21 protein-coding genes and 3 pseudogenes are annotated in these 21815 nt (G+C 71.2%); 13 read left to right on the top strand and 11 right to left on the bottom strand.

Going from position 1 to position 21815, the window contains the following annotated elements:
- Positions 1–332: 332 nt before the first annotated feature.
- A pseudogene (locus tag ACFJGX_RS03000) lies at positions 333–1326 on the bottom strand (LysR family transcriptional regulator).
- Between the two features lie 80 nt (positions 1327–1406).
- Here ACFJGX_RS03000 and ACFJGX_RS03005 point away from each other — a divergent pair.
- A pseudogene (locus tag ACFJGX_RS03005) lies at positions 1407–1793 on the top strand (sulfite exporter TauE/SafE family protein); the annotation flags it as partial.
- Between the two features lie 85 nt (positions 1794–1878).
- The gene (locus ACFJGX_RS03010; RefSeq protein WP_382325912.1) at positions 1879–2076 is read left to right on the top strand and encodes a hypothetical protein; all 198 of its coding nucleotides are present in this window, start codon (positions 1879–1881) and stop codon (positions 2074–2076) included.
- On the opposite strand, the gene ACFJGX_RS03015 is transcribed toward ACFJGX_RS03010, so the two are convergent.
- The 3 genes from ACFJGX_RS03015 to ACFJGX_RS03025 form a co-directional block, all read right to left on the bottom strand.
- Positions 2025–2651 (bottom strand): hypothetical protein, encoded by a 627-nt coding sequence (locus ACFJGX_RS03015; protein WP_382327705.1) that lies wholly within the window; start codon positions 2649–2651, stop codon positions 2025–2027. The two genes, ACFJGX_RS03010 and ACFJGX_RS03015, sit on opposite strands and share 52 nt — an antisense overlap.
- A 163-nt stretch (positions 2652–2814) precedes the next feature.
- Positions 2815–3912 (bottom strand): alpha/beta hydrolase family esterase, encoded by a 1098-nt coding sequence (locus tag ACFJGX_RS03020; RefSeq protein ID WP_382322761.1) that lies wholly within the window; start codon positions 3910–3912, stop codon positions 2815–2817.
- Between the two features lie 40 nt (positions 3913–3952).
- Positions 3953–4372, bottom strand: coding sequence for a CopG family transcriptional regulator (locus ACFJGX_RS03025; RefSeq protein WP_382322760.1), 420 nt, complete (start codon positions 4370–4372; stop codon positions 3953–3955).
- A 169-nt stretch (positions 4373–4541) separates the two neighbouring features.
- Between ACFJGX_RS03025 and ACFJGX_RS03030 the strand changes: the two genes are divergently transcribed.
- Genes ACFJGX_RS03030 through ACFJGX_RS03040 form a run of 3 tightly spaced genes read left to right on the top strand, consistent with a single transcriptional unit; the run spans position 4542 to position 6551 of the window.
- A complete protein-coding gene (locus tag ACFJGX_RS03030; RefSeq protein ID WP_382325822.1) occupies positions 4542–5687 on the top strand; it encodes an AI-2E family transporter in 1146 nt (381 codons plus the stop codon).
- Between the two features lie 2 nt (positions 5688–5689).
- The gene (locus ACFJGX_RS03035) at positions 5690–5908 is read left to right on the top strand and encodes a hypothetical protein (protein WP_382327706.1); all 219 of its coding nucleotides are present in this window, start codon (positions 5690–5692) and stop codon (positions 5906–5908) included.
- Between the two features lies 1 nt (position 5909).
- Positions 5910–6551: a Pr6Pr family membrane protein gene (locus tag ACFJGX_RS03040; protein WP_382327708.1), complete on the top strand. Its 642-nt coding sequence runs from the start codon at positions 5910–5912 to the stop codon at positions 6549–6551.
- Here the strand turns inward: ACFJGX_RS03040 and ACFJGX_RS03045 are convergent.
- Positions 6532–7419, bottom strand: a complete 888-nt coding sequence (locus ACFJGX_RS03045; protein ID WP_382327710.1) for a LysR family transcriptional regulator — start codon at positions 7417–7419, stop codon at positions 6532–6534. The two genes, ACFJGX_RS03040 and ACFJGX_RS03045, sit on opposite strands and share 20 nt — an antisense overlap.
- 101 nt (positions 7420–7520) lie before the next feature.
- Between ACFJGX_RS03045 and ACFJGX_RS03050 the strand changes: the two genes are divergently transcribed.
- The 5 genes from ACFJGX_RS03050 (at position 7521) to ACFJGX_RS03070 (ending at position 11878) form a co-directional block, all read left to right on the top strand.
- Positions 7521–7949: a TerB family tellurite resistance protein gene (locus ACFJGX_RS03050; RefSeq protein WP_382322755.1), complete on the top strand. Its 429-nt coding sequence runs from the start codon at positions 7521–7523 to the stop codon at positions 7947–7949.
- Positions 7946–8338, top strand: coding sequence for a hypothetical protein (locus ACFJGX_RS03055; RefSeq protein WP_382322754.1), 393 nt, complete (start codon positions 7946–7948; stop codon positions 8336–8338). Before ACFJGX_RS03050 ends, ACFJGX_RS03055 begins: the two co-directional genes overlap by 4 nt.
- A 132-nt stretch (positions 8339–8470) precedes the next feature.
- Positions 8471–9967 carry a UbiA family prenyltransferase gene (locus tag ACFJGX_RS03060; RefSeq protein ID WP_382327712.1) on the top strand — a complete coding sequence of 499 codons (1497 nt, stop codon included), beginning with the start codon at positions 8471–8473 and terminating at the stop codon, positions 9965–9967.
- A complete protein-coding gene (locus ACFJGX_RS03065) occupies positions 9964–10326 on the top strand; it encodes an SMR family transporter (RefSeq protein ID WP_382163338.1) in 363 nt (120 codons plus the stop codon). The genes ACFJGX_RS03060 and ACFJGX_RS03065 overlap by 4 nt, the downstream gene beginning before the upstream one ends.
- 10 nt (positions 10327–10336) lie before the next feature.
- Positions 10337–11878, top strand: coding sequence for an ArnT family glycosyltransferase (locus tag ACFJGX_RS03070; protein ID WP_382322752.1), 1542 nt, complete (start codon positions 10337–10339; stop codon positions 11876–11878).
- 107 nt (positions 11879–11985) lie between these two features.
- On the opposite strand, the gene alr is transcribed toward ACFJGX_RS03070, so the two are convergent.
- On the bottom strand, positions 11986–13101 hold the full coding sequence (alr, locus tag ACFJGX_RS03075; RefSeq protein ID WP_382322751.1) for an alanine racemase: 1116 nt from the start codon (positions 13099–13101) through the stop codon (positions 11986–11988).
- 212 nt (positions 13102–13313) lie between these two features.
- Between alr and lplT the strand changes: the two are divergent.
- Positions 13314–14586 (top strand): annotated as a pseudogene (gene lplT, locus ACFJGX_RS03080) (lysophospholipid transporter LplT).
- A gap of 111 nt (positions 14587–14697) precedes the next feature.
- Here lplT and ACFJGX_RS03085 read toward each other — a convergent pair.
- Positions 14698–15891: a hypothetical protein gene (locus ACFJGX_RS03085; protein WP_382327714.1), complete on the bottom strand. Its 1194-nt coding sequence runs from the start codon at positions 15889–15891 to the stop codon at positions 14698–14700.
- A gap of 173 nt (positions 15892–16064) precedes the next feature.
- Between ACFJGX_RS03085 and ACFJGX_RS03090 the strand changes: the two genes are divergently transcribed.
- A complete protein-coding gene (locus ACFJGX_RS03090) occupies positions 16065–16550 on the top strand; it encodes a glutathione peroxidase (RefSeq protein ID WP_382163347.1) in 486 nt (161 codons plus the stop codon).
- Here ACFJGX_RS03090 and ACFJGX_RS03095 read toward each other — a convergent pair.
- On the bottom strand, positions 16480–17673 hold the full coding sequence (locus ACFJGX_RS03095) for an acyltransferase (protein WP_382322749.1): 1194 nt from the start codon (positions 17671–17673) through the stop codon (positions 16480–16482). The two genes, ACFJGX_RS03090 and ACFJGX_RS03095, sit on opposite strands and share 71 nt — an antisense overlap.
- Before the next feature lie 150 nt (positions 17674–17823).
- Here ACFJGX_RS03095 and ACFJGX_RS03100 point away from each other — a divergent pair, with 150 nt between their 5' ends.
- The gene (locus ACFJGX_RS03100) at positions 17824–18723 is read left to right on the top strand and encodes a LytTR family DNA-binding domain-containing protein (RefSeq protein WP_382327716.1); all 900 of its coding nucleotides are present in this window, start codon (positions 17824–17826) and stop codon (positions 18721–18723) included.
- Between the two features lie 393 nt (positions 18724–19116).
- On the opposite strand, the gene glcF is transcribed toward ACFJGX_RS03100, so the two are convergent.
- From glcF to ACFJGX_RS03115, 3 genes are all read right to left on the bottom strand, one after another.
- Positions 19117–20349, bottom strand: coding sequence for a glycolate oxidase subunit GlcF (gene glcF, locus ACFJGX_RS03105; protein ID WP_382322747.1), 1233 nt, complete (start codon positions 20347–20349; stop codon positions 19117–19119).
- A gap of 16 nt (positions 20350–20365) precedes the next feature.
- Positions 20366–21466: a glycolate oxidase subunit GlcE gene (gene glcE / locus ACFJGX_RS03110; RefSeq protein WP_382322746.1), complete on the bottom strand. Its 1101-nt coding sequence runs from the start codon at positions 21464–21466 to the stop codon at positions 20366–20368.
- 74 nt (positions 21467–21540) lie between these two features.
- Entirely contained in the window at positions 21541–21765 is a 225-nt protein-coding gene (locus ACFJGX_RS03115) for a hypothetical protein (RefSeq protein ID WP_382163356.1), read from the bottom strand.
- Positions 21766–21815: the final 50 nt, after the last annotated feature.

Below are 21815 nucleotides of genomic sequence, written 5' to 3' on the forward strand. Positions count from 1 at the left end.
ATTAGTGCGTTAAAAGTCATGAATTTGAAAAAGTGCTGTAGGAAAAAACATGCCTGAGCATGAATTCAATTGTTAAAAGATTGTTGTTTTTATTTTGTTTTTTGAAATACCATCCAAATTTTGGACAAATTTTCAGCTCTATATTCGATAGCAGCCGCGAGCACTCACTCACTTATATTAGTTAACAATTAGTTAAAAGATTGTTAAAAATCAATCCGACGAACGGTTGGGAGGGATTGCACGGCGTTTCGCCATGAAAAAAGCGCCGAGAGACCCTCACGGCGCCTCGGCGCGGCCACCCACTGGCGTGGACCTCGGCGCGGCGGCCGGCCCTAGGCCTCGCTGTGCCGGGCGAGGAAGGCGTGCAGGGCCGCCGCCCCCGCGCCGGGCGGCGCATCGCCCGCCGTGCAGAGCAGCAGACGCCGCGTGGCCCAGGCATCGCCGAGCGGGCGCACCACCACGCGCTCGTTCGCCAGGCGCAGCGCCGTGGCCTGCGGCACCACCGCCACGCCCACGCCCTCGCCCACCAGCTGCATCACCGCGTCCAGCCCGCGCACCCGCACCCGGTGGTGCAGGCCCCGGCCATGCTGCAAGGCCTGGTCGTGCAGCAGGCGGCTCAGGCCGCTCTCCACCGGCAGCCCGACGAAGGGGCGGTCCAGCAAGTCCACGAAAGGCAGCGGTCGGCGCGTGGCGCGCGCGCCCTGCCGGGGCAGCACCGCCACCAGCCGGTCTTCGCGGAAGACCCGGGTGCGCCAGGCCTTCGGTGCCCACGTGGTCGGACACGATGCCGATGTCGGCCTGCTCCTGGCGCATGCCGAGCAGCGCGTCGAGGCTGCTGAGTTCGCGCAGGTCGACGTCGATGTCCGGGTGCTCGACCAGGAAGCGGCCGAGCAGCCCCGGCAGGTGCTCGGTCATGGCGGCGGTGTTGCAGATCACTCGCACCGTGCTGCGCACGCCGTGGGCATGGGCCGCCATGTCGGCGTGCAGCGCTTCCATGCCGCGCTGCAGGCGCGCCGCGTGCAGCAGCAAGGTGCGGCCGGCGTCGGTGGTGCGCACGCCCTGTTTGGAGCGCCGCAGCAGGGTGGCGCCGAGCGCGTGCTCCAGCTGCTGCAGCCGCGTGCTCGCTGCGGCCAGCGAGAGGTGGATGTGGCGCGCCCCGGCGGTGATGGAGCCGTGCTCCACGACGGCGGCGAACAGGCGCAGGTCGAACGGGTCGACGCGGTAGGTGGGCGCGGCGCGGGGGGCGGTCATGGGCGATCCTCCGGAATCGGCGAAGGATACCTCTGGCGATGCGCGATGGACAGACCGGGCCCCGGACCGCACCATGCCGCCCCATGGACCTCTCGCTGCTCGGGCTGATCGCCGTCGTTTTTCTGGCCGCTGGCGCGGTCAAGGGCATTTCCGGCATGGGCCTGCCGACCTTCTCCGTCGCGCTGCTCGGCCTGTTCATGCCCACCGCCGCCGCGGCCACGCTGATGCTGCTGCCTTCGCTGTTGACGAACATCGCCCAATGCATCGGGCCGCACGCCCGTGCCCTGGCGCGCCGCCTGTGGCCCATGTGGCTGATGCTGGCGGCGGCCACGGTGTTCAGCCCGCTGCCCGATCTGGGCAGCGCCGGCGCGGGCGCGCGCCTCACCCTGGGCACGGTGCTGGTGGCCTACGGCCTGTGGGGCCTGGCCAGGGCGGCCCTGCCCGATCCAGGCCGCTTCGCGCGCCCGCTGGGCGGCGTGGCGGGCGCGCTCTCGGGCCTGCTCACCGCCGCCACCGGGGTGTTCGTGATGCCCATGGTGCCGTACCTGCAGTCGCTGCGGCTGGAGAAGGAGGTGATGATCCAGGCCCTGGGCCTGAGTTTCCTGGTGCGCCACGCTGGCCCTGGCGTTGCGGCTCGGGCCACTGGCCGTGCTCAGCGGCGCGGCGGTGCCGCTGGCGGGCCACGCCATCGCGCTGGGGGCGGCCTTCACCGGGCTCTGGCTCGGCTCGGTGCTGCGCCGGCGCCTGCCGCTGCTGGTGTTCCAGCGCGCGCTCTACAGCGTGTTCATCGCCCTGGGTGCGCTGATGCTGGCGCGCGCCCTGTAGGGACCCCCATGCCGCCCGGCCCCGACGCGCTGGCCCTGGCCGAGGCCCTGGAGCGGGCCTACCGGCTGGCGCTGGCGGTGGAGGCGCTCGCGGCCGGGCCGACGGCCTCGGAAGGCCAGGCGATCTCGGTGATGGCCGACGGAATTGCTCGGCCTGCTGGACCAGGCCCGGGCGTCGATGCTGCGGCCCAGCACCAGCAGCCGCACCGGCTGGTGAAAGCCCGCGCTGTTCGCGGCCAGGGTCTGCACGGCCTCGCTCAGCGCGGCCCCGTCCACCCCCTCCTCCTCGGCCACCATCAGGGTGGCGCGGCGCGGCCGGAACGCGCGCAGGGCCTGCGGTTCGCCGATCAGGTAACCGGCGTCCCAGGGGTCCGAGGGTTGGCGTTGGCGCCACCACATCGCGTCCTGGCCCTTCACGCGCAGGCGCAGCAGCAGGCCCGCGAGCGCACCACCGGCGGCGGCGAGCTGGTCGCTGCCGTCGAGCCGACGCGAGAACGCCTCGACCAGCCCGGCCCGCTCGGCCGCTGGCCCCTGCGCCAGCGCTGCGCCAGCGCAAAGCGCTCGTCTGTGAAGCACCACGCCTGCAGGGCCGCCCAGGTGGCGGGGGCCAAGGCACGGCGAGCCCCAGACCCCTCGGCGATGGGCCGGGTGGACTCGACGCGCATCACCGCGCCGTCGAAACGGGCCAGCAGCAGGCCGGCGCGCGCGGCCAGCGATGCGGAAAAGGAGCGTGGCGGCGTCATGGCGCGGGCGACTGGGCCAGGAAGAAGCGCAGCATCTCGGCCGAGGCGTCGGGGCCGCTGCCGTCGGTGTACGAACCCGACGCATGCCCGCCCGACCAGGCATGGCCGGCGCCGTGCAGGGTCCACCACTCCACCCAGGGCCGGCCCGCCGCGTCGGCGTGCACGGTGCGGGTGTAGCGCCGGCCACCGGGCACGGTGGCCGTCTCGGTGTGGACGTGCAGGCCTTGCGGGCCGTGGGCCTGGGCGGCGTGTTCGACGACGCGCTCGCCATTGCGCGCCTGCACGGTGTGGTCGCGGTCGCCATGGAAGACGATGGTGGGCACGGCCCGCCCGGTGGGCGGCGGCGCGGCCGCGCCCCGCCCCTTCATCGCGGCCAGCGCCGAGGGGATGTCGCTCGCGCTGCGGTAGGGCAGGCCCGAATGCACGCCCACGGCGGCGAACAGATCGGGGTGCGTCTCGCCCAGGATCACCGCCATTGCCGCGCCGGCCGAGAGGCCGGCCACGAAGATGCGGCGCGGGTCCACCGCGTGCTCGGCCGCCACGGCCCGCACGATGCCCGCGATGAGCGCGGGCTCGCCGCCCTCGCGCCCCTGGTCCTCGGCGCGGAACCAGTTCCAGCAGCGCGATGGGTTGGCGCCCGCGGGCTGCTCGGGGTAGACCACCAGACAACCTTGGGCGTCGGCCAGGCGGTTCATCTGCGTGCCGGCGGCGAAGTCGTCCGCCGACTGCGTGCAGCCATGCAGCATCACCACCAGCGGCAGGGGCGCGGCGCTGGCCGCGCCGGCGCGCGCGGCGGGCAGGTAGAGCTTGTAGTCGCGCGACCCGGTGGGATGGGTGAAGCGGCGGCGCAGGAACTGGCCCTCGCCCGGGTCGCGTGCGACGACGTCAATGACCTCGGCGCCCCCAGCGGCCGTGGGGGACGGGGCCGGGCGGCGCGGCGCGAACACGTCGGCCAGACCGGCGCCCGCCAGCGCTTGGCGGATGGTGTCGGTGACCCCCTGCAACGGGCCCGGGCGACCGTCCAGCCCGGCGCGGGCCAGGGCCTGCTCAATGGTGTGCTGCACGCTCACCGGGATCGTGGGATGGGGGGTCATGGGCGCTTTCGAAGGAGGAAGACAGAGGAAAAAAACCGGTTCAGACGGTGCGGTCGGCCAGCGCGCGGCGCACCGCGGCGCTGGCGTGGAAGGCGCCGAGCACCGAGACCGACTCGATCGCGGCGCGCGCGAGCTCGGGCGTGACGTCGTCGTCGATGCGCGCCAGGCCCACGACCTGCACGCGCAGGCGCTCGCCCGCCGCCACGGCGCGCTCGAGATCGGCCCGGCCGAGGTGCTGCAGGCCCAAAGTGAGGGTGCGGCGCGCGACGGTCTGCCGCAAGGTGTCGCCGTGCTGGGTCAGCAGGTTGCGCACCGCCGTGCGGACCAGGTCGGACCGGTTCGAATAGAAACCTTCCTGCACCAGCAGGTCCACCTGGCCAAGATCGACCACGCCGAGGTTCACGGTCATCTTTTCGGAGTCCCCGATGCGGGGCTTGGGTTCGAGGGTTCGGTCGGTCATTTCACCATCCATATGGATTCCATATGGATGGCATTTAAACAGCTTTCCAAGGGTGGCGCAATCGGCCCCATACTTTGAGCACCCTTTTTCTCCCTCAGCGCCCATGCCACCTTCCAACGAAGCGCCACCGGCCCAGACGCCCGAGCCGCCCCGCCCCAGCCCGCCGTCCATGTCGCCGGTCTCCGGTTCGCTCATGCTGCGCGTGCTGCTGGGGGCGGTGACGGTCGCCTTCATCTGGATCCTGCTGCCCTTCTACGGCACCATCCTCTGGGGCGCGATCATCGCGCTGCTGTTCGCCCCGCTGAACCGCTGGCTGCTGCCGCGCCTGGGCCAGCGCCGCAACCTCGCGGCGCTGACCACCATGCTGGCCGCCGTGGTGATCGTGGTGCTGCCCACGGTGCTGGTGGCCGCCTCGCTGACGCGCGAGGCCAGCCAGCTCTACGCCCGCATCGAGTCGGGCGAGATCAAGCCCGCGCAGTGGCTGCGCGGCGTGTTCAACGCCCTGCCCGACTGGCTCACCGACCTGCTCGCGCGCTTCGGCCTGGGCAATTTCGACCTGATCCAGCGCAAGCTCACGCAGGCGCTCACGCAGGGCAGCCAGTTCATCGCCACGCAGACCTTCAACCTGGGGCAGGACATGCTGGGCCTGGTGATCGGCCTGTTCATCGCGCTCTACCTGGCCTTCTTCCTGGTGCGCGACGGCGGCTCCCTCGTGCGCTCGATCCGCCTGGCGATCCCCCTGCCGCCCGACGACAAGCAGGAGCTGCTGGAGCAGTTCGGCACCGTGCTGCGCGCCACCGTGAAGGGCAACCTCGTGGTCGCGCTGGTGCAGGGCGCGCTGGGTGGCCTGGCGTTCTGGGTGCTGGGCGTGAACGCCGCGCTGCTGTGGGCGGTGCTGATGGCGGTGCTCTCGCTGCTGCCGGCGGTGGGCGCGGGCCTGGTCTGGGGCCCGGTGGCGATCTGGCTGTTCGCCACCGGCGAGGTCTGGCAGGCCGTGGGCCTGGCGCTGTACGGCGTGCTGGTGATCGGCCTGGTCGACAACGTGCTGCGCCCGCTGCTGGTCGGCAAGGACACCGGCATGCCGGACTACCTGGTGCTGATCAGCACGGTGGGCGGCATCGCGGTCATGGGCATCAACGGTTTCGTGATCGGTCCGGTGATCGCCGCGATGTTCGTGGCGGTCTGGGACATCCAGACCGCGACCCGGGTGCGCGCGCGCGCGGCCGCCTTCGGCATCGACACCACGGAGCCCGCCGCCCCACCCGCCATCGCGCCGCCCGCCCCGCCCATTGACACCGGCGGCGAACCGCGCTGACCATGCAGACCATGAACAAAAAACTCGCGCTCTGCATCGCCACGCTGCTGCCGTGGCTGGCCGCCTGCTCCACCACCACACCCACACCGCCCGCGAGCGAGCGCTCACCCATCATGTGCACGCAGGATGTGCTGCAGTGCCCCGACGGCCGCTTCGTCGGCCGCACACCGCCGGGATGCGTCTTCGTCTGCGCCGCCAACACGGCCCCGGCCGCGCGCTGACATGCCCTGGCGCCACCCGCGCCTGAGCCTTCTGGTGGCCGCGCTCGCGTGGTTCGGCCTGGGCCTGCAGCTGCTGCTCTCGCTGCGGCTGGTCGTCGCGCAAGGTGGCACGCCCCTGGGCGGGCTGGTGGTCTACCTCGGTTATTTCACGGTGCTCACCAACCTGCTGGTGGCCGTGAGCCTGAGCCTGGCGCTTTGGCGGCCGGGCAGCGCCGCCGGGCGCTGGTTCCGGCGGCCCGGGGTCGCCACGGCGGTGGCCGTGAACATCGCGCTGGTGGGCCTCACCTACCACCTGCTGCTGCGCCACGTGTGGGATCCGCAGGGCCTGCAGAAGCTGGCCGACATCACCCTGCACTACGCCGTGCCGCTGCTGGGCGTGCTGCACTGGTGGCTGGCGGTGCCGCCCGCCCGCATGGCCTGGCGCGCGCCGCTGGCCTGGGCCGCCTGGCCGCTGGCCTACCTGGGCTACGCGCTGCTGCGCGGCCTCTGGCTCGGCACCTACCCCTACCCGTTCATCGCGCTGCGCACGCTGGGTTACCCACGCACCCTGCTGAACGCGCTGGGCCTGCTGGTGGTGTTCCTGCTGGTGGGTCTGGCCTTCGTGGCGGTCGGCCGCGGGCGGCTCAGGCGATCGCCGCGCTGAGCAGGCGCTGCACCAGCGGGTGCTGCACCTTGCGCGCGGTGCCGATCGCATAGAAGTGCTCCTGCACCCCGTCGCAGGGCGCGACCCAGGCCAGGCCATAAGCCTGCGCGAGCTGCTCGCGCATGCGCTCGGCGGCCGGCAGCACGCCCATGCCCGAGGCGCCGAAGGTGGCGAACAGGGCGCTGTCCTCGAACTCGCCCACCACGCGCGGCGCCACCCGCTGGCGCTCGAACCACTGGTCGATGCGCAGGCGCACCGAGGACTGCGCCGTGGGCAGCAGCACCGGCACCTGCGACAGGCCGCGCGGAAAGTCGCTCCGCGCCTGGGCCAGCAGGGCCGAGGGCGCGTACCAGCCCAGGGGCGAGGCGCCCAGCGCGTGGCTGTACAGCTTGAGGTTGGGGTTGGCCGGCGCGGGCCGGTCGGACAGCACCACGTCGAGCCGGTGCAGCGCGAGCGCGGCCAGCAGGTCGTCGAAGCTGTCCTCGTGGCAGAGCAGGCGCAGGTTCGCTTCGGTCAGCACCGGCGCGAGCAGCTCGCGCACCGCCAGTTTGGGCAGGCCGTCGGAGATGCCCACCACCAGGCGCACCCGCTGCTGGCTGGCGGCATCGCTCACCGCGCCACGCAGCTGTTCGCCGAGCGAGAAGATCTGCTCGGCCAGCGCCAGCGCGGTCTGCCCGGCCTCGGTGAGCGCCAGGCCGCGCCCGGCCGGCTTGAACAGCGCGTGGCCGAGCGACTGCTCCAGCTGGCGCACCTGCGCGCTCACGGTCTGCACCGCCATGCCCAGGCGGGCCGCCGCGTGCGACATGCCGCCCTCCTTGGCCGTGACCCAGAAGTAATACAGGTGCTTGTAGTTGAGTTCCGGGTCCATGCTTCGTATTTTTAGGATATTGCTTCTCTGATTTGCTGCTTTTTGCGAAGTTCAAAACTGCGTATCGTCGAGGCTTTCCCTCTCCAAGGACATCGACGCCCATGCGCACCTATCCCACCAACAGCCCGCAGGCGGCCGCGCGCCTGCTGGCCATGGCCCTGGTGGCCGACGGCAACTACTCGTTGACCGAAATCCGCGCGCTCGACCGCATCCGGGCCTCGCGCCGGCTGGGCCTGAGCGCCAGAGCCCTCAAGACCGTGCTCGACCACTTCTGCGAGGACCTGCTGGCCGCCGCCCAGGGCCGCTGGAGCGGCTCGGCCGACATGGACGACGCCCTGCGCCAGCAGCTGCTGGACGAGGTGCGCGACCCCGCCCTGCGCACGCTGGTGGTGGACCTGTGCCAGGCCATCGTGCAGGCCGACGGCCACGAGGCCGATGGCGAAGCCGCCCTGCTGGACACCTTCACCCGGGCCTGGCGGCAGCAGCCGGCGACCCGCCGGGTCGCCTGGTCGGTGGGAGCCCTGTCATGAAGCCGCTCATCTGGGGGGTGTTCGGCCTGCTGGCCCTGTGCTGGACCGGCCTGGCCGCGGCCTCGGTGCAGATCACCGAATGGCTGCTGACCCTGGTGGGCACGGGCCAGGCGACCGACCTGGCCACCGCCGCGGGCCAATGGCCGGTGCCCGACTGGCTGGCCCTGTGGGTCGATCCGGCCTGGGTGAAAACCATGCAGGGCGCGTGGCTGGGCCTGGTGCAGTGGCTGGGCCAGGTTCTGCCCTCGGGCAGCGGCCTGATGGCCTGGGTCACGCCCCTGGTGTGGATCGCCTGGGCGCTGGGCCTGTTGTGCCTGCTGGTGCCGGCGATCGCGCTGCACTGGCTGGCCGGCCGCCTGAAGCTGCCGCCGCGACCCGTCAGGGGCTGAGCCCCCGGGCGCGGCGCGCCGAAACCACCGCAGCGTGCGCAATGCACGGACCGGGGAGAAACGGGCCGGCGCGTCACGAGGGAAGTGAGGACCGACCCCTAAAATCGGCCCACACTTCCCTGGACGCACACCTTGACGCCCAACACCACCCCCGCGCCGACCGATGCCTGCCCGCTCTATGTGGACCTGGACGGCACGCTCACGCGCAGCGACACCCTGCACGAATCGGCCATGCTGTTCGTGCGCGCCAACCCGCTGAACCTGCTGCGCATGCTCACCTGGCTCCCGCTGGGCAAGGCCGGCTTCAAGCAGCGGCTGGCCAGCGCGGTGCGGCCCGACCCCGCGCGCCTGCCCTACAACGAGCCCTTCGTTCAGTACCTGCGCGACGAACACGCGCGCGGCCGGCCCCTGGTGCTCGCCAGCGCGGCCGACGCGCGCATCGTGCAGGACGTGGCCTCGCACCTGGCCGTGTTCGACGACAGCCTGGGCACCAACGCGCAGGCCGACGGCATCAACCTCAGCCGCGGCAACAAGCGCGCGGCGATCGACGCCCACGCCCGCGCCCAGGGGCACGGCAGCTGGGCCTACGCCGGCAACAGCCGCGACGACCTCGACGTGTGGGCCGGCAGCGCCGAGGCGGTGGCGGTGAACGCCCCGAGCGGCGTGGTGGCCTCGCTGCAGCGCACGCACCCGCAGGCGCGGGTGTTCGAACGCGAGCCGCTGAGCCTCAAGACCGTGCTGCGCGCGATCCGGCTCAAGCAATGGTCCAAGAACGGCCTGCTGTTCATCCCGCTGCTGGCCGCGCACTCGCTGGACCCGGCGCTCTGGGGCGCGGTCTTCCTCGCCTTCATCGCCTTCGGCCTGTGCGCCTCGGCCACCTACCTGGTCAACGACCTGCTGGACCTGCCCAACGACCGCGCGCACCGCATCAAGCGCAACCGCCCGCTGGCCTCGGGGGCCATCGGCATCACCACCGCCGTGGGGCTGGGCGCGGCCATGCTGGTGCTGGCCTTCGTGCTGGCCTTCGCGGTCTCGATCGGCTTTGCCGTGATGCTGCTGGCCTACACCGTGACCACGCTCGCCTACTCGATGTACCTCAAGCGGCTGGCGCTGATCGACGTGCTGGTGCTCTCGGGCCTGTACACGCTGCGCATCGGCGCGGGCGCGGTGGCCTCGGGGGTGGACCTGTCCAACTGGCTGCTGGCGATCTCGATCTTCCTGTTCCTGAGCCTGGCGCTGGTCAAGCGCTGCGCCGAGCTCGAAGAGCTGGCGGACGACCGCAGCACGCTCGCGCCCGGCCGGGGCTACCAGCCGCGCGACCTGGCCTCGCTGCGCGCCATGGGCATGTCCAGCGGCTTCATGGCGGTGCTGGTGCTCACGCTCTACATCGACAGCCAGAACAGCCAGAAGCTCTACGCCCACGCCGACTGGCTGTGGGCCGCCGCGCCCGTGCTGCTGCTGTGGGTCATGCGCATCTGGCTCAAGACCGGGCGGCGCGAGCTGCACGGCGAGGACCCGCTGCAGTTCGCGCTGAAAGACCCGTTCAGCTGGGCCACGCTGCTCGTGATGGGCGGCATCGGCTTCGTGGCGCACCGTCGGTTTCTGAACCCAGGACACCCCCTCCCATGAAATCCATCGCCCTGGGCCTGGCCCTGTTCTGCGTGCTGCTGTCTTCGGCCGCGCAAATCGCCATGAAGCGCGGCATGGGCGCGCCCAGCGCCGCCGCCGACGTCGGCGGCACCTACCTGCAGGCGCTCAGCAGCCCGCTGGTGTGGGTCGGCCTGATGCTCTACGGCGCCAGCGCCGTGCTCTGGCTGTGGGTGCTCTCGCGGCTGGACGTGAGCGTGGCCTACCCGCTGGTGAGCCTGGGCTTCGTGGTCACGCTCGCGCTGGGCGTGCTCTGGCTCGGCGAACCCTTCTCGTGGCTGCGCGTGGCCGGCTGCACGCTGATCGTGGTGGGCGTGAGCCTGCTCGCCCTGGACGCCTGATTCCCTGACCATGCACGCCTCCGAGTTTTCCGCCCACACCTCGCGCCAGATCTTCTGGGTCGCGTTCGCCGCCACCCTGCTGCTCAAGCTGGTCATCGCCGCCGGTTTCCCCATCACCGGCGACGAGGCCTTCTTCTACCAGTGGGGCGTGTTCCCGTCCTGGGGCTACTCCGACCACCCGCCCATGGTGGGCTGGCTGATCGCGGCGCTGCGCCAGATCAGCGACCACCCGCTGGCGCTGCGCAGCTTCACGCTGCTGCTCACCAGCCTCATCGCGCTCGGCGTGGTGGACCTGCTGCGCCGCTTCCTGCCCGAAGACCGCGAGGCCAGTGCCTGGCTGGCGGGCGCTGTCTACCTGGCGATGCCCTGGTCGTGGATGTTCGTGCTGGTGACCACCGACACGCCGCTGATCTTCTTCATGGTGCTCTCGGCCTGGTGCTACCTGCGCGCCGACACCAGCGCGCAGCGCAGCGCGCCCTGGTACGCGCTGGCCGGCGCCTTCCTCGGCCTGGCCTTCCTCTCCAAGTACTTCGCGGCGCTGCTGGGCTTCGCCTACGCGGCGCACTGCTTCGGCTGGCGGCGCGAACGCTGGTGGGGCCCGTTCCTCATCTTCGTGCTCGCCCTGCCCTCGATCGCGCTCAACATCGCCTTCAACGCCACGCACGGCTGGAGCAACGTGATGTTCAACGTGTTCAACCGCAACGAGGGCTCGGCCTGGTCGTTCGAGACCTTCGGCGTGTACCTCGCGATGGCGCTTTACCTGCTCACGCCCTGGCTGCTGTGGCGCGCCGCCGCCGCGCGCGTGGCGCCCGGCGTCTCGCCCACCACCTCCCGCACCCTGGCCGTGCTGTGGCTGTTCCCGCTGATCCTGTTCGCGCTGCTGAGCACGCGCCGCACCATCGGCCTGCACTGGGTGCTGGGCTTCGTGCCGCTGTTCGTGGTCTGGGCCGGCCTGCGGCTGGACCCGCGCGCGCTGCGCCGTTGCCTGACCTGGACCGTGGCGCTCTCGGTGCCCCACCTGCTCGTGGTCGCCGCCATCGCCTGGGCACCGCTCGCCTGGTGGCAGCCCTTCAAGATCTACGACCGCGCGGTCTTCCTGCGCGAAACCGCCGCCGTGGTCGCCGCGCTGGAGAAAGACCTGCCGGCGGGCGCCACCCTCATGGGCCGCACCTACAACCCGGCGGCCATGCTCGCCTTCCACCACAAGCAATACGTGCCCGTCTTCGGCGTGGGCAAACACCATGCGCGGCAGGACGACCAGATCATCGACTTCCGCCGGTACGACGGCCAGCCCATCCGCGTGTTCCTCTACGACGAACCCCAGCTGGCGGACTTCGAACCCTACTTCGAGCGCGTGAGCGCCAAACGTTTCGAGGTGGACGGCGTCGCCTTCTACGCCGTCGACGGCCAAGGCTTCAAATACCAGCCCTTCCACGACACCGTGCTCGCCGAAGTCGCGCGCGAATTCCACGACATCCCGACATGGCTGCCCATCCTCGGCAGCCCCTTCTGCGAGCGCTACGGGTTCGCACACTGTTCGCCGGGACGCTGAAGCAACAGAACGAATGAGGGGGAGCCCGCCCCCGATCCCGAATCCGATCCCGCCTGTGCCGTGTGGCCGGGCCGAGACCCGGCTCGCCACGAAAGAAAAACCTTACATCAGGAGAGCGCAAACGGAACCCGAGGCGCCACCGCGCACATCAACTCATAGCTGATGGTGCCCGCGGAAGAAGCCACCTCATCGATCGGCAGCACCTCGCCGGAAGACGACGAGGCCCGCCCCCACAACACCACCTCCGCCCCGATCCCCGCGGACGGAACGGAAGAAAGATCCACCGTGATCATGTCCATGCTCACCCGCCCGATCAGGCGCGTGCGCACCCCATCCACCAGCACCGGCGTGCCCGTGGGCGCGTGCCGCGGATAACCATCCGCATAACCACAGGCCACCACCCCGATGCGCATCGGCCCCTCGGCCGTGAACGTCGAGCCGTAGCCCACGGTATCGCCGGCCTGCAGCGTCTGCGTGCCGATCACCCGGCTGGACAGCGTCATGGCCGGTTGCAGGTCCCAATCGCTCACCCGCTTTTCGGGGAAATCGGGCGCGCTGCCGTACAGCGCGATGCCCTCGCGCACCCAGTCGGCCGACAGGCTCTGCGCCCCGCGCAGCGCCAGCTTCGCGTGGCGCAGGATGGCCGCGCTGTTGCACAGCGTGCGCTCGCCGGGCAGGTCGGCGGTGGCGGCCTCGAACGCGGCCACCTGGTGCGCGATGCCGCGCGCGCCGTCGGCGTCGCTGAAGTGCGTCATGAGCGAGATCTCGTCCACCTGCGGCAGCGCGTTGAGCCGCGCCCAGGCGCTGCGGAAGGCCGCGGGCGTGAACCCCAGGCGGTTCATGCCGCTGTTGAGCTTGAGAAAAATGCGGTGCGGCACCTGCGTCTTGTGCGCGGCCAGCCAGTCGACCTGCTCGGTGCAGTGCACCGTGTGCCACAGGTGCAGGCGCGAGCACAGCTCCAGGTCGCGCGGCTCGAACACGCCTTCGAGCAAATGGATGGGGCCGCGCCAGTCGAGCGCGCGCAGGCGCTCGGCCTCGGCCAGGTCCAGCAGGGCAAAACCGTCGGCGCTGCGCAGCGCGTCGAAGCAGCGCTCGATGCCATGGCCGTAGGCATTGGCCTTGACCACGGCCCACACGCGCGCATCGGGCGCGAAGTGGCGCGCGCGCGCCAGGTTGTGCTGCAGGGCGTCGGCATGGACGGTGGCAAGGATGGGACGGGGCATGGCGGCAGGGTGCGGTCTTCGTCGAGGGAGCGTGCGGGAAGTCGCGGGTTGGACTGCCGGGTGAAAACCCGGTGGAACCCGCCCCGGTATTTTCAGGGTGGCGTGCTATAACCCGGCATCGTCTGGAGACCCGTCAACTGTCGCACAAAAAAGGCCGGTGCATCGGCTCAGCTCCCCCTGGCTGAAACGCCCCGGCACACAAAATCATCTCCATGAAGCGCGGCTTCTACACCATCATGACGGCGCAGTTCTTCAGTTCGCTGGCGGACAACGCGCTGTTCGTGGCCGCGATCGAACTGCTCCGCACGCGCGGCGCACCCGAGTGGCAGAGCGCCGCCCTGGTGCCGCTCTTCGCCCTGTTCTACGTGGTGCTCGCGCCCTTCGTCGGCGCCTTCGCGGACGCCAGGCCCAAGGGCCAGGTCATGTTCATCAGCAACGCCATCAAGGTCGCGGGCTGTCTGCTGATGCTCGCGGGCGTGCACCCGCTGCTGGCCTACACCCTGGTGGGCCTGGGCGCGGCGGCCTACTCGCCGGCCAAGTACGGCATCCTCACCGAGCTGCTGCCGCCCTCGCAGCTGGTCAAGGCCAACGGCTGGATCGAAGGCCTCACGATCGCCTCCATCATCCTGGGCGTGCTGCTCGGCGGCCAGCTGGTGAGCCCCTGGATCTCGGCCCGGCTGCTGGCCCTCGACCTGCCCGGCATCCACCATGCGGCCGAAGCGGCGGTGGCCGCGCTCGTGGTGGTCTACGCGCTGGCGGCCTGGTTCAACACGCGCATTCCGCTCACCGGCGTGACGCCGCGGCCCATGCCGAAGAACCCGCTGGCCCTGCTGCCCGATTTCTGGCGCTGCAACAGCCGCCTGTGGCGCGACCGCCTGGGCCAGATCTCGCTGCGCCACCACCACGCTGTTCTGGGGCGTCTCGGGCAACCTGCGCTACATCGTGCTGGCCTGGGCCGGCGCCGCGCTGGGCTATGGCACCACCCAGGCCTCGTCGCTGGTGGGCGTGGTGGCGCTGGGCACCGCCGTGGGCGCGGTGGTCGCGTCGATGCGCATGCGGCTGGACCAGGCCACGCGCGTGATGCCGCTGGGCATCGCCATGGGGGTGCTGGTGATCCTGATGAACTTCATCGACAACGTCTGGGTGGCCGCGCCCTTCCTGGTGCTGCTGGGCGGCCTGGGCGGTTTCCTGGTGGTGCCGATGAACGCGCTGCTGCAGCACCGGGGCCACAACCTGATGGGCGCGGGCCGCTCGATCGCGGTGCAGAACTTCAACGAGCAGGCCTGCATCCTGAGCCTGGGCGCGCTTTACAGCTTCTCCACCGGCATGGGCTGGTCGGCGTTCGCGGCCATCACGGCGTTCGGCGTGCTGGTGGCTGGCTGCATGGCGCTGATCGCGCTGTGGCACCGCCACAACCAGCGCACGCACCCGCACGAACTGGAACGCCTGCTGGAAATCGCCCGCCGCGACGACCTGCACGGTTGAGGCGCAACGCGCGAAGTGACGCCCGTCCAGAAACACCGCGGAACCGGCTTTGCCGGGCCGCTGGTGTTGCCCCCTGGAGGGGGTCGCGCGAAGCGCGGCGGGGGGTGCTTCCTAGAACCCGACGTTGGTGGGCGCGAAACCGTTGAGGCTCACCAGGCGGTGCTGGGCCAGCACCTTGTAGAGCTCGGCCTCGCCCACGGAGCGTGAGAGGTAGGCGTCGCTGCCGGCCAGCCCGGCTTTCATGCGGTCCATGCTGCCCGCGGTGGGCGCGAACATGATCACCACCGGTGCGCCCTTGGGGCCCTTGGTCTGCTTGGCGGCGCGGCAGATGTGGTTGGCGTCGGGCTCACCCTTGAGGCGGTCGATCGCCACCACGCGGTAGGCATGGGCCTTGAGCATCACCAGCGCCTGCGCGCCTTCGCGCGACCAGTCCACCGTCAGGCCGTACTTCTTGAAGCGCTTGAGCAGGATGCGCCCTTCCACCAGGCTCTCGGCGACCAGCAGCATGTCGCCGCGCGGCACGTCGGGCGCGGGCGCGGCCTTGTCGGCGCTGAGGCGGGACTTGGGTGAGCGGGTGCGGGGCGCGGCCGGCGCGGGCAGGTCTTCGAGGCTGCCGAAGTCGGTCATGCGCATCACGCCAGGGCGTGCGGCCGGCGCGGGCGCTGGCACGGCGCTGCCGCGCGCGGGAGCAGCAGCAACCACCTCGCCGCGCACCAGCGGCCGCGTGGGCGGAAACTCGGTGTCGGGCGAGCGGCGCCGGCCGACGCGCGCGGCCGGCGCCACAGCAGGCAGCGGCAGCAAGGCCCCATAGGGCTGGGTCAGGGCAAAACCCCGGTCGGCCCCCGCGCCGGGCGCGACCTGGGGCGGGTGCTGGGGGGTGGGCATCGCGCGCCCGCTGGCCAGCTGCATGCTCGCGTCCAGGCCCTGGAACTGGGACGGCGGGAAGGGCTCGCCGCCGTTCGCGGCATCGGGCGCGCGGCGCCGCGCGGGCGGGGGCCGGGTGGCGCCCACGATCTCGTCGAGCGCGGCCAGCATGCGCACCAGCTTGACGGGCTTGCGCTGCAGCGGCCAGCCGGTGCCGCCGTCGGAGCTGCCCACCAGCATCACCCGGCCGGGCAGCTCGGCGTCGCGCACCAGCACCACGGCCTGCACGTTGTCGGCGTTGACGATCAGGATCTGCGCGTCCATGACCTCGTCCTGCACCAGGTAGCCCGGCGGCCGGCGCGAGGCCAGGCGAAAGAACGATTCGAATGTCGACGACTCGGTCTGGGAGAACCCCACCAGCGCCACGGTGTATGCAGCCACCATCTCCAGCCCCAGATTCGTTATTGGATGTTGCGGGTCAGTATGCCCGCACCGCCCAGGCCGGGGGAAGGGGGAAGCGTTACGCCAGCGCCCGCGAATGCACCTTTCGTCGTACATCCCCGCTGCGGCGCACAATCCGTCACACTGCACCCACACCCGTCCCAGGAGCCCGCATGAGCAGCATCTACGACTTCGAAGCCCAGTCCATCGACGGCAAGCCCGTGCCTTTGCGGCAGTTCGAGGGCAAGCCTTTGCTGATCGTCAACACCGCGAGCGCCTGCGGGTTCACGCCGCAGTTCGGCGGGCTGGAGAAGCTGCACCAGGCGTATGGCGCGCGCGGCCTGGTGGTGCTGGGTTTTCCGAGCAACCAGTTCGGCGGCCAGGACCCGGGCAGCAACGACGAGATCGCCAGCTTCTGCCAGCTCAACTACGGCGTGAGCTTTCCCATGATGGGCAAGATCGACGTCAACGGCGCGAACGCGCACCCGCTCTACCAGTGGCTCACGGCCGAGGCCCCGGGCCTGCTGGGCAGCAAGGCCATCAAGTGGAACTTCACCAAGTTCCTCGTGGGCAAGGACGGCCGCGTGCTCAAGCGCTACGCGCCGCAGGACGCGCCGGAGAAGCTGGCGAAGGACATCGAGGCCGCGCTCGCGGGCTGAGGCCGAACAGCGGGCGCAGCCACGCCGAGCGGCGCACCAGGCCATCGGTGAGCACCCAGCAGCCCAGCACCGTGCCCAGCAGCAGCACGGCCGGCTCCGCCACCGGCCCGAGCGCCAGCGGCGCCAGCAGCACGGCCAGCGCCAGGATCAGCGTCTGGTGCAGCACGTACCAGGGGTACACCGATTCGTTGGCCCACCCCAGCCAGGGCCAGGGCCGGTTGAGCCGGTGGTGGGCCCAGCCCAGCACCGCCACCAGGGTGGTCCACAGGTAAGCGTCGGCCGCGAGCCGCGCCGCCAGGCGCCAGCCGGGCGCCCCGCCCACCGCCGCGGTGCGCAGGCCCACGTGCAGCGCGAACCAGCCCAGCGCCAGCGCCAGGGCGATCCAGCGCAGGCGGCGCAGCGCGGCCCAGAGCCCCGCGTCCACCCCGATCCAGTACCCGTACACGAACAGCGTGAAGTACACCGCGTGCAGCCAGGCGTCGTGGATCAGATCGTGGGTGGGTGGAAAGCGCGGCCAGAGGGTGAACGAGTACAGGGCCAGCGGCACCACGGGCAACAGCAGCAGCGCCGGGCCGCGCAGCCGGGTGAACGCTATGCGCAGGCGCTGGCCTGCGGCCGAGTCCAGCACCGGCGTGAGCAGCGCCAGCACCCCCGTGTACACCCACAGGTAGGCGAGGTACCAGAGGTGGTTCCAGGTGACACCGGCCTCCCAGCCGTCGAAGGCGCCGCGCGGCCAGGGGCCGCCGGTGAAGTAACGCGCCAGGAAGGCCAGGAAACCCGGCCCGATGCTGCCGTTGTCGACCACCTGCACATACACCTGGTAAGGCACGACCACGGCCATGCCGAACGCCAGCGGCACCCCCAGGCGCAGGCTGCGCCGCCCGATCAGCCTCAGCGGCGCGTGGCCCTGCCGCAGGAACGCGAAGGCCACGCCGGAGATCAGGAACACCAGGTCCATGCGCCAGAGGTTGAGCGCGCGCATCGGCCACTGCAGCCATTCGGCGACGTGCGGGCTTTTCAGATGCCAATGCCAGTCGGCGACGTAGTACATGGCCACGTGGTACAGGATGACCAGGCCGAAGGCCAGGGCGCGCAGGGCATCGATGTCGTGTCGGCGGTTCATGAAGGGCCCCTCGGTCGGACGGGAAAGGCGCCGATTCTTGGCCCGGCGCGCGCTCCCACGCAGCGCTTTGGGACGACCCGTGGGCCGGCTGTGACGGGTGGCTCACCGCAGGGATGGGCGGGGCGGCCCCTCGGGCCTAGACTGGCGGCCATGGCCTATGCACCCGACTGGTTTGCGCGCTACCCGGCGATCCGCCGCCGGGTCGAAGTGGCGTTCTGGGTGGGGGTGCTGGCGCTGCAGGCGGCCTTCAACACCCTGGTGGCCTGGGTGGACCTGCCGCGGGTCGCCGCGTGGCAGCCGGTGGTGTGGGAGGTCTCCAGCGCCCTGGCGGCCGGCCTGCTGATCCCGGCGATCGTGGTGTTCGAGCGCGGCGTGCCGCTGCGCTGGGAGACGCTGCGCACCGCCCTGCCGCTGCATCTGGTGGCCAGCGTGGTGTTCTGCGTCCTGCATGTGGCGGGCATGGTGTTGCTGCGCCAGGCCGCCTACGCGCTCGTGGGCGCGCGCTATGGCTTCGGCGATTGGCCGCTGCAGCTGGCTTACGAGTACCTGAAGGACGTGCGCAGTTACGCCCTGATCGTCGCGGCGCTGATGAGCTACCGCTTTCTGATGCTGCGGCTCACCGGCGAGGCGAAGCTGCTCGATGCCCCGGAGCCGGCCCCTGGCGGCGCCGACGCGGCGCCCTTGCCCGCGCCGCGTCCGGCGCGTTTTCTGGTGCGCAAGCTGCGCCGCGAGTTCCTGGTGGCCGCGTCGGACATCGAGTGGGTGCAGGCCCAGGGCAATTACGTGGGGTTGCACGTCAATGGGCACGACTATCTGCTGCGCTCGACGTTCACCGAGTTCCTGCAGCAGCTGGACCCGGAGCGTTTCGTGCGCGTGCACCGCAGCCACGCGGTGAACCTCGACCATGTCGCCGAGATCGAGCCGCTGGACAGCGGCGATGCGCGCCTGACCATGCGCGATGGCTCCACGGTGCCCTGCAGCCGCCGCCATCGGGATGCGATCGGCCAGCGCGGCCGCGTCTCACCCGGCTCAGCGGCGGCGGCGCGCTGAAGGCCCTGGCGGGAGACCTCGCGTCAGGACAGTGGCGGGATCCGACTGCTCCGGCCCTGCTCGCGGGCGTCTGCCCGGGCACGCAAACGTCACTTCATCAACACCACGGTTGGCGCGCACCCTCTGTGGCAACCGCGAATGGGGGCCTGCGCATTCGGACGCCGCCACTGTCCTGCAAGAAGCGTGGGCACACCCAGCTTGGCACGCCTACTTTTGTCGTGGGGCGGGTGGTCCGGGCAGGAGGGCGCCGGCCCCATTCGCGGTTGCCACAGAGGGTGCGCGCCCACCCGGTGTTGACGAAAGGGTGGCGGTGGGCCCGGGCAGACGCCCGCGAGCGGCCGGCGCCAGCCTGCCCGGACCACCCGACCTCGTCAACCCGGTGGAGCGGAAAACTCAGAACCCCAAAGCCTCGTCTAGCACCTCGACCCAGTGCCGCACCGGCGTGGCCGTGCCGCTCTGCAGGTGCGTGATGCAACCGATGTTGGCGCTGGCGATCACCGCCGGCCGCAGCTCATCCAGGTGGCCGAGCTTGCGGTCGCGCAGGGTGTGCGCGATCTCGGGGTTGAGCACCGAGTAGGTGCCGGCCGAACCGCAGCACAGATGCGCCTCGTTGTTCGCCACCTGCACCGTGAAACCCAAGGCACCCAGGTGCTGCTCCACACCGCCCTTGAGTTGCTGGCCGTGCTGCAGCGTGCAGGGCGGGTGGAAGGCCACCACGCGCGCCGCGTCCGGCGCCTGCTTCAACAAGGGCCGCAGCACCGGCACCAGCGCGGGCAGCAGCTCGCTCAGGTCGCGCGTGAGTTCGCTCACGCGCGCGGCCTTGGCCGCATAGGCCGGGTCGCCCTGAAGGATGTGCCCGTACGCCTTCACCGTCACACCACAGCCCGAGGCGTTCATCACGATGGCCTCGACGCCGCCTTCGATCAGCGGCCACCACGCGTCGATGTTGGCGCGCATCTGGGCGCGCCCGCCGTCCTGGTCGTTCAGGTGGAACTTCACCGCGCCACAGCACCCGGCCTCGGGCGCGAGCACCCCCTGGATGCCGGCGGCGTCGAGCACGCGCACCGTGGCGGCGTGGATGCTGGGCATCATCGCCGGCTGCACGCAGCCCGCGAGCAGGAGCACGCGGCGCGCGTGCGTGCGCGTGGGCAAGGCGCCGGCCGCGCGCGGCGCGGGCACCTTGTCCTTGAGCAGGCCGGGCAGCAACGGTCGCACCATCTGGCCGAGCTTCATGGCCGGCGCGAACAGCGGCGAGGTCAGGCCCTCCTTGAGCAACCAGCGCACGGCCTTTTCACCCATCGGGCGCGGCACCTTTTCGTCCACGATCTGGCGGCCGATGTCGACCAGGTGGCCGTAGTCCACCCCGCTCGGGCAGGTGCTTTCGCAGTTGCGGCAGGTGAGGCAGCGGTCCAGGTGCAGCTGGGTCTTGCGCGTGGGCTCGGCGCCTTCGAGCACCTGCTTCATCAGGTAGATGCGCCCGCGTGGGCCGTCGAGTTCGTCGCCGAGCAGCTGGTAGGTGGGGCAGGTGGCGGTGCAGAAGCCGCAGTGCACGCACTTGCGCAGGATGGCCTCGGCCGCGCGGCCGTCGGCGCGCTGCTGGTATTCGGGAGAGAGCTGGGTTTGCATGGTCGCTCGGTTCCGGTCAGCCCATGCGGCCCGGGGTGAAGATGCCCGCCGGGTCGAACTCGGCGCGCAGGCGTTGCGTGATGGTCTGGATGGCGGTGGCCGCCGGGTGGAAGCGCGGCACGCCGGGCGCGCCGTCGGCCCCGGCGCGGAACAGCGTGGCGTGGCCGTTCACGGCCGCGGTGGCCGCGCGGATCTGGCCGGCCGCGCCCGCGGGCGCCCACAGCCAGCGCTGCGCGCCCTGCCATTCGATCAGCGGGGCCCAGGGCAGGTCCAGCACCGGCGCGGTCTGCGGCACCGACAGGCGCCACAGGCCCAGGTCGGCCGCCGGTGCCTCGAAGAACGGCAGGCGCTGGTCGCGGGCGTCGGCCCAGTCGCGGCCGGCCTGCGCGGGGTCCAGGCGGGTGCCGCCGGCCTCGCGCGCCAGGCGCTCGCAGGCGGCCTCCACCGCCGCGACGGCACCGCGCAGGCGCACGGTGAGGCGGTCCGCGGTCCAGCGGCTGGCGTTGACCGGCAGTGGCTGGCCGCCCCAGCGGTGCACTTGCTCCAGCGCCTCGTGCTGGCCGAGTGCAAACACGAGCGTGGCCTCGGCCGGCGCCACCGGCAGCACCTTGAGGCTGACCTCGGTGATCACGCCCAGCGTGCCCAGGGAGCCCGCGAGCACGCGGCTCACGTCGTAGCCGGCCACGTTCTTCATGACCTGGCCACCGAAGGTGAGCAGCTCGCCGCGCCCGTTGATGAAGCGCGCGCCGAGCACGTAGTCGCGCACCGCGCCGGCGCTGGCGCGCGCCGGGCCGGCCAGGCCCGCGGCGACCATGCCGCCCACAGTGCCGCCAGGGCCGAAGTGCGGTGGTTCGAACGGGAAACACTGGCCGCGCTCGGCCAGCACCGCCTCCAGCTCGGCCAGTGGCGTGCCCGCGCGCACCGTGACCACCAGCTCGGTCGGCTCGTAGCTGACGATGCCCGACCAGCCGGTGGTGGACAGGGTGTCACCCGCGACGGCCTCGCCGTAGAAGGCCTTGGTGCGGCCTCCGGCGATGTGCAGGGGTGCGTGCGCGGCCGCGGCGGCGCGGACCCGGTCGATCAGTTCGCCGGGGGTCTCGTGGGGCGGGAAAGACATGGCGACGATGGTAGTCGCCCGACCTCTTTCCGGCTTTGAATTTTCTGCACGCCGCGATGCAATCGCGGCGTGCCCTAACGGGTGTAGCCCATGCACATGCCGGCGTTGGGCCGGCCCTGGCACTCGCGCTTGAGGCGCTTGTCGCGCGCGGCCGGCGCTTCTTCCGACGGCGCCTTGTGGAACGTGACCTTGGACGGCGCTTTTCGCTGACCGCCGCTGGCGGCCTGCCCCGGCAGGCTGCTCAGGCCCAGGCTGGCGAACAGAACGAGGGCGACAAGGCGCGGTGGTGCACGGAACATGGGACTCCTCCTGAATGTGGGTGTCGGGCGCGCATCATAGGCGCGGCCGG

It is taken from the genome of Hydrogenophaga sp. UC242_50, assembly GCF_042697355.1.
Taxonomy (GTDB): domain Bacteria; phylum Pseudomonadota; class Gammaproteobacteria; order Burkholderiales; family Burkholderiaceae_C; genus Hydrogenophaga.

Bases quoted from the DNA above. Each gene is read 5' to 3' on its own strand.
- ACFJGX_RS03020 (WP_382322761.1), bottom strand. From the start codon at position 3,912: ATGACCCCCCATCCCACGATCCCGGTGAGCGTGCAGCACACCATTGAG.
- ACFJGX_RS03025 (WP_382322760.1), bottom strand. From the start codon at position 4,372: ATGACCGACCGAACCCTCGAACCCAAGCCCCGCATCGGGGACTCCGAA.
- ACFJGX_RS03030 (WP_382325822.1), top strand. From the start codon at position 4,542: ATGTCGCCGGTCTCCGGTTCGCTCATGCTGCGCGTGCTGCTGGGGGCG.
- ACFJGX_RS03035 (WP_382327706.1), top strand. From the start codon at position 5,690: ATGCAGACCATGAACAAAAAACTCGCGCTCTGCATCGCCACGCTGCTG.
- ACFJGX_RS03040 (WP_382327708.1), top strand. From the start codon at position 5,910: ATGCCCTGGCGCCACCCGCGCCTGAGCCTTCTGGTGGCCGCGCTCGCG.
- ACFJGX_RS03045 (WP_382327710.1), bottom strand. From the start codon at position 7,419: ATGGACCCGGAACTCAACTACAAGCACCTGTATTACTTCTGGGTCACG.
- ACFJGX_RS03050 (WP_382322755.1), top strand. From the start codon at position 7,521: ATGCGCACCTATCCCACCAACAGCCCGCAGGCGGCCGCGCGCCTGCTG.
- ACFJGX_RS03055 (WP_382322754.1), top strand. From the start codon at position 7,946: ATGAAGCCGCTCATCTGGGGGGTGTTCGGCCTGCTGGCCCTGTGCTGG.
- ACFJGX_RS03065 (WP_382163338.1), top strand. From the start codon at position 9,964: ATGAAATCCATCGCCCTGGGCCTGGCCCTGTTCTGCGTGCTGCTGTCT.
- ACFJGX_RS03070 (WP_382322752.1), top strand. From the start codon at position 10,337: ATGCACGCCTCCGAGTTTTCCGCCCACACCTCGCGCCAGATCTTCTGG.
- alr (WP_382322751.1), bottom strand. From the start codon at position 13,101: ATGCCCCGTCCCATCCTTGCCACCGTCCATGCCGACGCCCTGCAGCAC.
- ACFJGX_RS03090 (WP_382163347.1), top strand. From the start codon at position 16,065: ATGAGCAGCATCTACGACTTCGAAGCCCAGTCCATCGACGGCAAGCCC.
- ACFJGX_RS03095 (WP_382322749.1), bottom strand. From the start codon at position 17,673: ATGAACCGCCGACACGACATCGATGCCCTGCGCGCCCTGGCCTTCGGC.
- ACFJGX_RS03100 (WP_382327716.1), top strand. From the start codon at position 17,824: ATGGCCTATGCACCCGACTGGTTTGCGCGCTACCCGGCGATCCGCCGC.
- glcF (WP_382322747.1), bottom strand. From the start codon at position 20,349: ATGCAAACCCAGCTCTCTCCCGAATACCAGCAGCGCGCCGACGGCCGC.
- glcE (WP_382322746.1), bottom strand. From the start codon at position 21,466: ATGTCTTTCCCGCCCCACGAGACCCCCGGCGAACTGATCGACCGGGTC.
- ACFJGX_RS03115 (WP_382163356.1), bottom strand. From the start codon at position 21,765: ATGTTCCGTGCACCACCGCGCCTTGTCGCCCTCGTTCTGTTCGCCAGC.